The 13,709-nt window shown below is 34.3% G+C and carries 10 protein-coding genes and 1 tRNA gene; 10 read left to right on the top strand and 1 reads right to left on the bottom strand.

What is annotated here, in order from left to right:
- The first annotated feature begins 86 nt into the window (after window positions 1–86).
- From murD to IMCC3317_RS18470, 10 genes are all read left to right on the top strand, one after another.
- On the top strand, window positions 87–1,427 hold the full coding sequence (murD, locus tag IMCC3317_RS18425) for a UDP-N-acetylmuramoyl-L-alanine--D-glutamate ligase (protein WP_160130952.1): 1,341 nt from the start codon (window positions 87–89) through the stop codon (window positions 1,425–1,427).
- 252 nt (window positions 1,428–1,679) lie between these two features.
- Window positions 1,680–2,873: an FtsW/RodA/SpoVE family cell cycle protein gene (locus IMCC3317_RS18430; protein WP_160130953.1), complete on the top strand. Its 1,194-nt coding sequence runs from the start codon at window positions 1,680–1,682 to the stop codon at window positions 2,871–2,873.
- A 46-nt stretch (window positions 2,874–2,919) separates the two neighbouring features.
- Complete coding sequence (locus tag IMCC3317_RS18435) at window positions 2,920–3,279, top strand: four helix bundle protein (RefSeq protein WP_160130954.1); 360 nt, start codon at window positions 2,920–2,922, stop codon at window positions 3,277–3,279.
- A 28-nt stretch (window positions 3,280–3,307) separates the two neighbouring features.
- Window positions 3,308–4,408, top strand: coding sequence for an undecaprenyldiphospho-muramoylpentapeptide beta-N-acetylglucosaminyltransferase (murG, locus tag IMCC3317_RS18440; RefSeq protein WP_160130955.1), 1,101 nt, complete (start codon window positions 3,308–3,310; stop codon window positions 4,406–4,408).
- Window positions 4,409–5,761, top strand: a complete 1,353-nt coding sequence (murC, locus tag IMCC3317_RS18445) for a UDP-N-acetylmuramate--L-alanine ligase (RefSeq protein WP_160130956.1) — start codon at window positions 4,409–4,411, stop codon at window positions 5,759–5,761.
- Window positions 5,751–6,470 (top strand): cell division protein FtsQ/DivIB, encoded by a 720-nt coding sequence (locus IMCC3317_RS18450; protein ID WP_160130957.1) that lies wholly within the window; start codon window positions 5,751–5,753, stop codon window positions 6,468–6,470. Before murC ends, IMCC3317_RS18450 begins: the two co-directional genes overlap by 11 nt.
- A gap of 3 nt (window positions 6,471–6,473) precedes the next feature.
- Complete coding sequence (gene ftsA, locus IMCC3317_RS18455) at window positions 6,474–7,820, top strand: cell division protein FtsA (RefSeq protein ID WP_160130958.1); 1,347 nt, start codon at window positions 6,474–6,476, stop codon at window positions 7,818–7,820.
- A 22-nt stretch (window positions 7,821–7,842) separates the two neighbouring features.
- The gene (ftsZ, locus tag IMCC3317_RS18460) at window positions 7,843–9,771 is read left to right on the top strand and encodes a cell division protein FtsZ (RefSeq protein WP_160130959.1); all 1,929 of its coding nucleotides are present in this window, start codon (window positions 7,843–7,845) and stop codon (window positions 9,769–9,771) included.
- 100 nt (window positions 9,772–9,871) lie between these two features.
- The gene (locus IMCC3317_RS18465) at window positions 9,872–10,324 is read left to right on the top strand and encodes a GatB/YqeY domain-containing protein (RefSeq protein WP_160130960.1); all 453 of its coding nucleotides are present in this window, start codon (window positions 9,872–9,874) and stop codon (window positions 10,322–10,324) included.
- A gap of 55 nt (window positions 10,325–10,379) precedes the next feature.
- A tRNA-Arg gene (locus IMCC3317_RS18470) sits at window positions 10,380–10,453 on the top strand.
- Between the two features lie 225 nt (window positions 10,454–10,678).
- On the opposite strand, the gene IMCC3317_RS18475 is transcribed toward IMCC3317_RS18470, so the two are convergent.
- Window positions 10,679–13,693: an efflux RND transporter permease subunit gene (locus IMCC3317_RS18475; RefSeq protein ID WP_228054842.1), complete on the bottom strand. Its 3,015-nt coding sequence runs from the start codon at window positions 13,691–13,693 to the stop codon at window positions 10,679–10,681.
- Window positions 13,694–13,709 lie beyond the last annotated feature (16 nt).

Consider the following 13,709-nt stretch of genomic DNA (forward strand, 5'->3'; position numbering starts at 1 on the left):
ACAACAAACAACAAAAAGCTAGAAGCATGAGTAAGAAAACCAGCAACCAGCAACTAGCAACCAGCAACTAGCAACAAAGAGAAAAAGTGCATAAAAAACGATTAGTCATATTAGGAGGCGGAGAAAGTGGCGTTGGAACAGCGATCTTAGGAAAGCAACAAGGCTACGATGTATTTGTTTCTGATAAAGGCGAAATCAAAGACAAATATAAAAACGTTCTGAATCAGTTTGAAATTACTTGGGAAGAAAAGCAACATACGAAAGCTAACATTTTTAATGCGGATGTTGTGATGAAAAGCCCTGGAATTCCAGAAACGGTTTCGCTTATAAAGGAATTAATCGCAAAAGGAATTTCTGTGATTTCTGAAATAGAATTTGCAGTTCAATTTACAGATGCAACAATTGTCGGAATTACGGGAAGTAACGGAAAAACGACGACAACATTATTAACGCATCACATATTAAAGAATGGAGAACTAAATGTTGGAGTTGCAGGAAATATGGGCGACAGTTTTGCCAAGCAAGTTGCGGAACAAAACTATGATACGTATGTGCTGGAATTAAGCAGTTTTCAATTAGATGGAATTGTAGATTTCAAGCCACATATTGCAATCATTACGAACATTACACCAGATCATTTAGATCGGTACGATTACAAATTTGAAAACTATATCGCTTCTAAATTTAGAATTGCGATGAATCAAACATCTGAAGATTACCTCATTTACGATGCAGATGATGAAGTACTAGTAAACTGGTTGCAAAAGCATCCAGTAAAATCAAAATTAATACCATTTTCATTAGTAAAGAAACTAGAAAATGGTGCATACATAGAAAAACAAAACATAATACTAACGATACATAATAAGACAATAACTATGCCGACGGATTCGCTAGCACTAGAAGGACAACACAATACAAAAAACGCAATGGCAGCTTCAGCAGTTGCAAAATTGCTAAATATCAGAAAACAAACCATACGCGAAAGTATGTCAGGATTTCAAGGTGTAGAACATCGTTTGGAAAAAGTATTAAAAATCCAAAATGTACAATACATCAATGATTCTAAAGCGACAAACATCAACGCAACGTATTACGCATTGGAAAGTATGACCACACAAACCGTTTGGATTGTTGGAGGAGTTGACAAAGGAAATGATTACACAGACTTATTGCCGTTAGTTCATGAAAAAGTAAAAGCAATTATTTGCTTAGGAGTTGACAATTCAAAAATCATTGAATCATTCGGAAGAGTAGCAGATTTAATGGTGGAAACCACTTCTATGGATGAAGCGGTACAAATGGCGCACAAAATCGCCGAAAAAGGAGACAACGTATTATTGTCGCCAGCATGTGCAAGTTTTGACTTATTTGAAAACTATGAAGAAAGAGGAAGACAGTTTAAAGCAGCGGTGCGAAACTTGTGATATTAAAGTTGAAAGTTATGAGTTAAAAGTGAAAAGTGAAAAGTGAAAAGTTGAAAGTGAAAAGTTGAAAGAAATTATAAATTATAAATGTAAAAGTGTTTTTTCGAATAACACTTCGACTCCGCTCAGTGTAAACAAAAAACCGAAAAGTGAAAAATCGAAAAACAAATCAACAAAAAACCGAATAAACAAATAACATAATCAAAAACCTAATACCAAAAACCCAAGGTCCAAGACCAAACAAATAAAAAAATGAAAACCATCTTTAAAAACATAAAAGGAGATAGAGCGCTTTGGGCAGTAGTTGCCTTGTTAGCGTTGTTCTCGTTTTTGCCGGTATACAGCGCAAGTAGCAACTTGGCGTACTTATACGGAGATGGAAGCACCTTGAAATTTCTTATAAAACACGCATCACATTTATTTTTAGGATTTGCCATCATTTATGGGGTTCACAAAATGCCGTATCACTATTTCAGAGGTTTATCGCTTATAATGTTGCCAATAGTTTTGTTCTTTTTGATCTACACATTAGCGCAAGGAGGAACCATTGGAGGCGCAAATGCAAGTCGTTGGATGCGAATTCCTTTTGTAGGATTTAAATTCCAAACTTCAACGTTGGCAAGTGTTGTATTAATGATTTATGTTGCCAGATATTTATCAAGAATCAAAGACAAAGTAGTCACATTCAAAGCAACGATTTTACCACTTTGGATTCCTGTTTTTTTAGTAGTTGGATTGATACTTCCTGCAAATTTTTCCACAGCGGGAATTATATTTTCAATGGTATTAATGTTATGTTTTTTGGGAGGTTATCCGTGGAAATACCTCTTGGGAATTATTGGCGTAGGCGCGTTAAGTTTAACAATGTTTATTTTGGCAGCGAAAGCATTTCCAAATGCATTTCCAAACCGAGTTGATACTTGGGTAAATCGAATTGACAATTTCGTTAGTGGAGAAAAATCAGAAGCAAACTATCAAATAGAACGTGCAAAAATAGCCATTGCAAGTGGCGGAATCGTCGGAGTTGGCGCAGGAAAAAGTGTCATGAAAAACCTATTACCACAAAGTTCATCAGATTTTATCTATGCAATTATTGTTGAAGAATATGGTTTAGTCGGCGCCTTATCGTTACTATTTTTATATCTATTATTACTATTTCGACTTGTCATTGTCGCCCACAAGGCAGATACGATATTTGGTAAATTACTCGCTATTGGCGTTGGATTGCCAATCGTATTTCAAGCACTTATAAACATGGCAGTTGCAGTAGAATTATTTCCTGTCACAGGGCAAACATTACCATTAATAAGTAGTGGAGGAACTTCTATTTGGATGACATGTTTAGCAATCGGAATCGTATTAAGCGTAAGCGCAAAACGAGAAGAAATCATGGAGCAAGAAGAAAAAGATGAAAATCCGTTGGCGGTATTGAGTGAAACACTCTAAGATATACGATTTTAGAATGTAGATTTTTGATTTATAAGATTTAACCATGAAGGAAATAATAAAAAATAGAACAAAAAAGTTTGCTTCCGATTGTTGGAAGCTATGTTCTAAATTTCCAATATCGAGAGAATACAATGCATATTGTAATCAATTGATAAGATGTTCATCGTCAGTTGGTGCAAATTATAGAGCAGCTTGTAGAGCAAAATCTACTGCTGACTTTATAAATAAATTAAAAATAGTTGAAGAAGAGGCAGATGAGAGTATGTATTTTTTAGAATTATTCTCTGAAATAACAGACAAGGAAAAAATAGAAATAAATAGATTACACAAAGAAGTGAATGAAATTTTATCAATTATAGTTTCTTCTATAAAAACAATAAGAAGTCGAACTCAAAAATCGTAAATCAAAAATCTGAAATCGTAGATCAATAATGAACAAGCAATCATATAAAATCATTCTCTCAGGAGGCGGAACAGGAGGACATATTTATCCTGCGATTGCGATTGCGAACGAATTAAAAAAACGCTATCCCGAATCGGAGTTTCTATTTGTTGGTGCGCAAGACCGAATGGAAATGGAAAAAGTGCCGCAAGCAGGTTTCAAAATAGAAGGTTTGTGGATTTCTGGATTGCAGCGAAGCTTGAGTTTAAAAAATATGATGTTTCCGTTTAAAGTAGTTCATAGTTTGTGGAAATCACGGAAAATTGTCAAAAAATTTAAGCCAGATGTTGTGATTGGAACTGGCGGATTTGCAAGCGGGCCAGTATTAAAAGTTGCTTCTGGTAGAAAAATTCCAGCGTTGATTCAAGAGCAGAATTCTTATGCGGGAATCACAAACAAACTCTTGGGAAAGCAAGTGCAAAAAATATGTGTTGCGTATGATAACATGGAGCGTTTCTTCCCGAAAGGGAAACTAATCAAAACAGGAAACCCTGTGCGACAAGATTTATTAGAAATAAAAAGTAAACGAACGGAAGCAAAAGCATTCTTTCAATTGCAAGAAGGTGTAAAAACTATCTTAATTATTGGTGGAAGTTTAGGTGCAAGAAGAATTAATCAGCTCATTGAAAATGAACTCGATTTTTTCAAAGAACAAAACGTTCAACTCATTTGGCAATGCGGAAAATTCTATTACGAGGAATATAAGAAACACAACGTATTGGCGCATGTGCAAGTGCATCAATTTATAAATAAAATGGACTTGGCGTACGCTGCTGCAGATATTATAATCTCACGTGCAGGCGCAAGTTCGGTTTCGGAATTATGCATTGTGGGAAAACCTGTAATTTTCATTCCGTCACCAAATGTTGCAGAAGATCATCAAACTAAAAATGCGTTGGCAATCACAGAAAAAGGCGCAGGAATGTTGATTCGTGAAAAACAACTCGATGAACAATTTGAAACACGTTTTAAAGAGTTAATTCAGTCTGAAAAAATGCAAACTGATTTAGGCAATGAAATCAAAAAATTAGCATTACCAGATGCAACTGCAAGAATTGTTGATGAAGTAGAAAAATTATTAAAGAAGTAAATGAATTTAAAAAATATACATACCATTTATTTTATAGGCATTGGCGGAATCGGCATGTCAGCGTTGGCGCGCTATTTCAAATTCAACAATAAAAATGTAGCAGGTTACGACAAAAAGAAAACTGAAATTACCAATGCGTTAGAAGCACTCGGAATTCAGGTTTCAACGAATGATAATGTTGCTGAAATTCCTGCGAAATATCTCAACAAAGAAAATACAATTATCATTTATACACCAGCAATTTCAAGTTCGCACACGGAATTGACGTATTTCAGAGAAAATGATTTTAAAATATATAAAAGAGCAGAAGTTTTAGGCTTGATTACAAAAGACACGTTTTGTTTGGCAGTTGCAGGAACGCACGGAAAAACCACCACATCAAGTATTTTGGGACATTTATTAGCAGAATGTGAAGTTGATGTTACGGCTTTTTTAGGTGGAATTGCAGAAAATTACAATTCCAACTTAATCCTAAAAGGAACAGAAATTACGGTTGTAGAAGCAGACGAGTTTGATCGTTCGTTTTTACAGCTTTCGCCAGATATAGCTTGCATTACATCAACCGATGCGGATCATTTGGATATTTACGGCGAAAAAGAAGCGTTGCAAGATTCGTTTGTAGAATTTACAAAAAGAATCAAACCCAACGGAACATTATTTGTACACGAAGATATTGAGTTGGATGGAATCACTTACGGATTCAAAGAAACATCTGATTATCACATAAAAAACATACGCATTCAAAACGGATCGTATGTGTTTGACATTGTCACGCCTACCGCAATTGTAATAGCCATACAATTTCATTTGCCAGGACGGCACAATTTGTTAAACGGTCTCGTAGCTTTCGCGATGGCGGAGAAAATAGGAACCCCAACCGACTGCCTCGCTAAAGCTTTGGGAACATTTAAAGGTGTGAAAAGGCGTTTTTCATATCAAATAAAAACGGATGATTTTGTATTTGTAGACGATTATGCGCATCATCCGACGGAAATAAACGCGTTGCATCAGGCAGTTCGTGAAATGTATCCAACTAAAAAAGTGACGATTATATTTCAGCCGCATCTTTTTAGCAGAACGAAAGATTTTGCAGATGAATTTGCAGAAAGTTTGGCGCAATTTGATGAAATTATTCTCTTAGAGATTTATCCCGCAAGGGAAAAACCACTAGAAGGAATTACGTCAAGTTGGTTATTAAATAAAATAAAAAACGATCAAAAACAGTTATTAACAAAAGAAAATTTAATCAATCATGTCGCTAACATAAAAACCGATATTTTATTGACAGTTGGCGCAGGCGATATTGGAGAAGAAGTAGTAAAAATTAAAAATTTATATACCGTTGGAAATTAATTGGAACCTCATAAAAGGATTAATAATCGCAACAGTTTTAGTCTTTCTGTATGCCTTTTCGGCGAATAGAAATGCGAAGCGTATTATTGAAAATCCGGATGTGAAATACCTTGATGGAGGAGAATATTTCATTACGCGCTCGATGGTTAATAAATTGTTAATACAAAATGTTGATAGTGTTACGAACATACGAAAAGATCAGTTAGATTTGGATATTCTAGAGGAACGTTTACGCGCGAATGAAATGATTCAAGATGCAGAAGTGTATCTGTCTGTAAATGGGACTCTTGGTGCAAAAATTAAACAGCGAACACCAATAGCACGTATCGCAACAAAAGACTCTTATTATATAGATTCTGAAGGGAAAGCGATGCCTTTGTCCAAAGTTTCTGCTGCTCGTGTTCCATTTGTGGAAGGAAAAGTAGATAAAAAGGAGCTGAAAAATATATATGTGTTGACAAAATACATAGCCGAAGATGATTTTCTGAAAAAGAACGTGATCACCATTGTACAAAACGAAAACAAGACATTTGATCTAAAATTGAGAACGAATGATTTCATCGTACAATTTGGCAACATTGAACATATGGAAAAGAAGGTGAATAATTTGAAAGCGTTTTATAAAAAAGCTGTAAAAGACAAAACGTTGAATGATTATGCGAAAGTTGATTTAAAATTTACCAATCAAGTAGTTTGCACCAAAAAATAAGTCATGGAAAACAATAATATCGCAGTAGGATTAGACATAGGAACCACGAAAATCGTGGCAATGATTGGGCGAAAAAATGAATACGGAAAGCTCGAAATTCTTGGAGTTGGAAAATCCAAGAGTTTGGGTGTGCATCGTGGTGTCGTAAATAATATTACACAAACGATTCAATCTATACAACAAGCAGTACAAGAAGCCGAAAGTGTTTCTGATTATAAGATAAGTGAAGTTGTGGTTGGAATTGCAGGACAACACATTCGTAGTTTACAACACAGCGATTATATTACGCGCAGCAATGCAGATGAAGTTATAAATGAAGAAGATATTGACTTACTCATCAATCAAGTATATAAATTAGTAATGCTTCCTGGTGAAGAAATTATTCATGTGCTTCCGCAAGAATATAAAGTGGATGGACAAGCCGAAATTAAAGAGCCAATTGGAATGTACGGCGGACGACTGGAAGCAAATTTTCATGTAGTTGTCGGGCAAGTTTCTTCGATTCGAAATATTGGAAGATGCGTAAAAAGTTCTGGATTAGGCTTAGCTGGAATTACCTTAGAACCTTTAGCATCTGCCAATGCAGTATTAAGTCAGGAAGAAAAAGAAGCAGGCGTTGCATTGATTGATATTGGAGGTGGAACCACAGATTTGGCAATTTTTAAAGACGGAATCATTCGCCATACGGCAGTAATTCCATTTGGTGGAAATGTTATTACAGAAGATATTAAAGAAGGCTGTTCTATTATAGAAAAGCAAGCGGAATTACTGAAAATAAAATTTGGATCTGCTTGGCCAGGCGAAAATAAAGATAACGAAATTGTGTCGATTCCAGGATTACGTGGAAGAGAACCAAAAGAGATTACATTGAAAAATCTCTCAAAAATAATTCATGCACGAGTTGTTGAAATCATAGAACAAGCGTACTTAGAAATTAAGAACTACGGACATGAAGAACAAAAGAAAAAACTAATTGCAGGAATTGTGCTTACAGGTGGCGGAAGTCAGTTGAATCACTTAAAGCAATTGGCAGAATACATTACAGGGATGGATACCAGAATTGGCTATCCAAACGAACATTTGGCAGGCGATTCGGATACAGAAATGGCGAGTCCATTATATGCAACGGCTGTCGGACTTGTAATGAATGCAGTAGAAAACCAATCAAAAGCTATCATTGAAGAAGAAATTGTGGAACCACCTACAGAAGCAATTTCAGACGGAGAATCGTCTATTAATGATGACACAGAACATACCGCTCCAATACAATCGGAACCAAAAAAAGAACGAAAATCGATCTTTGAAAAATGGGCCGATAAGTTGAAAGATTTTTTAGATAACGCAGAATAATAAAAAAAACAGTTAAAGAATTATGAGTAGCAACACAGAATTCGGAAACATTTCATTTGATTTACCAAAAAATCAATCAAATGTAATTAAAGTGATCGGTGTAGGCGGTGGCGGAAGTAACGCTATCAACCACATGTTTCAGCAAGGAATAAAAGGAGTAGACTTTTTTATCTGTAATACAGATTCTCAAGCTTTACAAAATAGTACAGTTCCTAATAAAATTCAATTAGGAGTTTCACTGACGGAAGGTTTGGGCGCAGGCGCGAATCCGGAAGTTGGAGAAAAAGCAGCTTTGGAAAGTATTGAAGACATTAGTACCATGTTGGATACCAATACAAAGATGATTTTTATTACCGCAGGAATGGGCGGTGGAACAGGAACTGGAGCAGCTCCAGTGATTGCAAAACTAGCCAAAGATAAAGATATATTAACCGTTGGTATTGTGACGATTCCTTTTAAGTTTGAAGGAAAAATGCGGAATGCACAAGCGCGTATTGGAGTTGAAAAATTACGTTCGCATGTAGATTCGCTTATTGTAATTAACAACGATAAACTAAGAGAAGTTTACGGAAACTTAGGCTTTAAAGCAGGTTTCTCTAAAGCGGATGAAGTATTGGCAACAGCTTCTAGAGGAATTGCAGAAGTAATAACGCATCATTATACACAAAATATTGACTTGCGCGATGCGAAAACAGTATTGTCTAATAGTGGAACAGCTATCATGGGATCTGCGAATGCTTCTGGTGCAAACCGAGCAAGCGAAGCGATTATGAAAGCGTTAGATTCTCCATTATTGAATGATAATAAAATTGCAGGAGCTAAAAACGTGTTGTTGCTTATCGTTTCTGGTTCAGAAGAAATTACGATTGATGAAATCGGAGAAATTAACGATCACATTCAAACAGAAGCTGGCGGCGGAGCAAACATCATTATGGGTGTTGGTGAAGATGAAACGTTGGAAGATGCAGTTTCGGTAACTATTATTGCTACGGGTTTCGATATTGATCAGCAGGACGAAATCGTGAATACGGAATCTAAAAAAGTGATTCATACATTAGAAGACGAGCAAACTGCTGTTCACAACTTAACACCGAAAACAACTTCTGTGGTAACACCAACTATTCCGCAAAAACCTGTGGGAGACGTTGCGCCAAAAAAGGCGGAAGTAGTTCGTCATACGTTGGTAGATGATAGTGCGACATTGAATTTGATTCCGACTTCGGAAATTATCAAAAATATGTCTGTTATATATGATGAAGTTAAAGCACCAATTGCTCAAGATGACTTCATTATTACGACAATGACAGATAAAATTAATGCGATTGAAGTAAACGATCCAGAATTTGTAGTTGCAGCCGAAATAGAAGAAGAAAATCAGATTACTTTTTCTTTTGATATGCCATTGGCGAAACCTGTTGCAGAGAAAACTCCTGAAAAGGAAGATCTTATTAAGTTTGAATTGACTTCTGAGGATGTAAATGCAATGGAAGTGACAGATCATGTAGAGGTAGTTTCTGTGACAGAAGTTCATGACAAAGGTGTCACACGTTACAGTTTAGATGACTATATGGAGGAAGAACCTGCTGTTGAAAAAAATATTTCAAAAGTAGCTGAAGATGGCATTGTTTTTGAGAAGAAGATAGTCGAAGATTCAATTACAAAAAAAGAAGATTCTGATGAGGGAAATCCATTCAATAGTAGTATTGAAGAAAGCTTAAAAAGTAGAGTGGACGAACGCAGAAGAAAACTAAAAGAATTTAATTATAAATTCAATAATAACGTCTCTCGTATTGACGAAATAGAGAAGCAGCCAGCTTACAAGAGAGCAGGTGTTGAGCTTGATGAAACCAAATCATCAGATAATGCTTCCCGAACCAGTTTGGGTACGGATAGTAATGATGATATGCAATTAAGAAGTAATAATTCTTTTTTGCATGATAACGTTGACTAATTAGATTTAGTACTATTATATATGTTTTTTTAGACCCGGGAATTGCTGTTCTATTTCCGGGTTTAATTTTTTACCTCTCCAACATTAAAATAAAGATATCATGGGATTACAACAAGATATAATGACGGCTCTTAAAACGGCTATGAAAGCCAAAGATCAAACTGCTTTAGCGGCTTTGCGCGCTGTAAAGTCTGAAATATTATTGGCACAAACAAAAAGTGGTGCTAAAGAAGAATTGTCTGAAGAAGAAGAGATTAAGTTGTTGCAAAAATTAGTAAAGCAACGTAAAGATAGCGCGGCTATTTTTACGGAGCAAAACAGACCTGACTTGGTGGAACCAGAAGTAGCTCAGGCGGCAATTATAGAGCAATTTTTGCCAGAACAATTAACAGCAGAAGAAATAGAAAAAGTAGTGGTGATGACTATTGATGATCTTGGTGCTTCAGGAATGAAAGACATGGGAAAAGTGATGGGAATTGTTTCGAAAGAATTGGCTGGACAAGCTGATGGAAAGACTATTTCTACAATTATAAAAGCAAAATTATTGAATTAATTATAAATTATAGAATTTTAAACAATAAGATTCCCACTTTCGTGGGAATGTATAAGGCCACGTAGCTCAGCTGAATAGAGCACTGGATTTCGGCTCCAGCGGTCACAGGTTTGAATCCTGTCGTGGTCACGAATAAATAGTACATTCAAAAAAAAACGCCAAGTTTACTTGAGCGTTTTTTTGTTTGTACTATTTTCAAAGCGGAGCTTTATCTGGATCATGAAATAATCCTGTCGTGGTCACATTAAGCAAGAAACCATGCCATTTGGCATGGTTTCTTATTTTACAGTAGTGAGTTGCAAAGGATCAAGGAATAATAGTACTTTTGCTACTAGAATCATACTAAGTTTGGCTTCATGTAAAGGACTTTTTACTTAAAAAGCTATACATTAGTGGGATGAAATAAAGGCTTATAAATGTGCCTATAATCATACCTCCTATAACAGTCAAAGCTAAAGGTTTCTGTAAATTGGCTCCTAAGCTATTTAAAAAAAGAAAAGGAGTCAAAGCCAGTATTGTAGTAAGAGAGGTCATTAAAATTGATTTTAAGCGCAGTTCACCTCCTTTTTTTACTGCTTCTTCCATGTTTAATCCTTGTTTTCTTAACATATTAATCGTGTGAATTTTTAATATGCTGTCATTAATGATAACTCCACACATAATAACCATTCCAATAGCAGACATAATATTTATGGTACCTCCAAAAAGCCAGAGTAGTAAAAGCGCTCCACCAATATCTATTGGAATTTCTAATAATATGATTAATGGTTGCCATAACGATTCAAATTGAGCAGCCATGATGAAATATAAAAGTAATATAGCAACCACAATAACGATTGTGAGCTCATGAGTTAGTTCTTTTAATTCAAATAAACTCCCACTTAATCGAAAGTTAAAATCATTATTATTTTTAAGAATATTTTGCACATTATCAATTCCAGAATCTAAGCCTTTTGCTGAATTAACCTGATATGCTATATGTTCTCCATTGATGCCAGCGGTGATCGTTTTATATTGTTTGGTAGGTTGAATCTGAATTAAATTTTTAAGAGGAATGAAGGCATTATTTTTATTTTTTATAAATATTTGACTAATGCTTTTCTCTATGTCCGATATACTATAATCTAATTTAATTGCAATAAATTTTTGAGAAGTTTTAAGGCGGTCAATAAACTGTTCGCGAAAAACAGTTTTTAATTCTTTGATGATATCATCTTGATTTACGTTATACAATAAAACGTTTTCAGGAATAATTTTAATAGAAGCTACTTTCTTTATTGGAATTTCTGTATATGATACAGTTGCCAATAATTCATTTATTTCTTCAAGCTTTTCTTCTTTTGGGCTTTCAAGAAAAGATTTAGAATATACTTCTACATTTAATTGAGTATCGTTTGTACCAAAAATATATTGAAAAATGTTTTTAGGAGTTTCAAAATTTAGATTGCTTTTTGGGTATTGTGTTTCAATTTTTTGCGCAATTTCACTTTGTATAAATTTTAGTTTAGAATTTGATGTTGACTTTATATACACAACAGCTTCTGAAAAACTTTTTGTATCATCATGTTGTAATAAATATTGTTGTTCACCCACTTCTGAAAATACTTGATCAATGTTTGAAATATTTTTTAATACCATATCAATTCGATGTTGACTTTCATTGACAGTAATATTATCATTCCAGTCTATTTTTATAATGGTTTCATTTTGATTAATTTCAGGTAATTGTGAATACTCCATTTTAAAAAAAAGCATAACTGCTGCTATAGTGCTTAGTATTGAAATAGAATATACTAGCCATTTTCTTGAGAAAAAGAAAGAATAGCTTTTAGCGTACCAATTTTCAGTATCTGGTAATTTAAGTTTAAATAATGTCCATTTTTTTAATTGTAATTTCTTGTTTTTAAGTTGTCTGTATAAAACAGGAATAAAAATAATGGAAACTAGTAAAGAGGTGCATAAGCTAATAGTTATCGCAAGTGCTTGCTCATAGAATAAAGCACCTGTAATTCCGCTTAAAAATAGTAAAGGTAAAAAGACAGAACAAGTAGTTAGTACCGAAGTAATTAATGGAGTAATAATCTCTGTAGTTCCTTTGACGCAAGCATTAACTACTGAAAAACCTTGTGTTAGTTTTTGAGAAATATTGTCAATGACAATGATAGAGTTATCGATCATCATACCAACTCCTAATATCAATCCGGATAAAGAAATTACATTTATAGAAAGGCCAAATATGAAGAAAAACAACATACTTATTATCAAAGAAATAGGAATGCTGAGGGCAATGACAAAAGGAGCTTTGATATCTTTTAGGAATAAAAACATAATCAAAATAGCTAAAGTACTTCCTATCCATAAACTGGACTTTAAATTTTTAATCGACAAGTTTAACAGTTGTGTTTGATCTTGATTGGTTGAGAATGTCAATTCTGGATACGTTGTCTCGAGCGATGTTGTCAGTGTTTCTAATTCTTCTTTTAGTTCATTTAACTTAGCATCAGCTTTTTTTATAATTGCAAGTACAATTGCTCTTTTTCCATTTGAATATACTAAGCCTCTTTCTAAAGTTGGTTGCAGGGAAACTTGCGCTAAATCTTTTAGTTTGAATAATTTTTGATGAATATTGAGGTAAATATTTTCAATATCTTTTTTAGTCCTAAGCGGGTTTGAAAATTTAAAATTATACTGATAAATACCATTTTGTACAATTAGATTGCCATATTCAATATTATTTCGTCTAATGGCATTTATAATTTCGGTATTGTCAATCCCTAAACTTCTTATTTTTTGACTGTAAGGTGTGATGATGATTTCAGGAGATATGTGGCCACTCATGTCAGCAAGCGCAATATTCGGTAGTTGTTCTACACGCTTTTTGAGAATGGTTTCCGTAAATTCACTAAGTTCCAGAAATCGTTCTATACTATATTCTTCTTTAAGAGCTATGGTCAAATTTAATATAGGAATGTCAGTTGTTGACGCTTTAATTACTTTAGGTCTTTCAAGGTCTCTAGGTAAATAGTTTAGTGAAGCATCAATTTTTTCATTTACTTCTATAAAAGCAAAATCAGTCTTAGTTCCGTATTCAAATACTAATTTTAGCGTTGCAAAACCGTCTCTTGTTTCAGTTTTAATATCTTTTAAATTATTAATTTGTAATAATCGATTGCGAAGCAGTCTTACAATATTTGTTTCTAATTCTCTAGCAGTATTATTTGGATAGCTAAGCTGAACAGTGATTTTTGGAATGTCAATATCAGGCATTAGCGAAGTTGGGATAAACCTCGTAGCGGTAATACCCAATAATATAAAAGCTAAAGTTGCCATAAAAACGGCAATTGGTCTACTTACAAGAAACTTTATCATACTCCCGAAAATTATT

Origin of the sequence: Kordia antarctica, assembly GCF_009901525.1 — a bacterium.
Lineage (GTDB): Bacteria > Bacteroidota > Bacteroidia > Flavobacteriales > Flavobacteriaceae > Kordia > Kordia antarctica.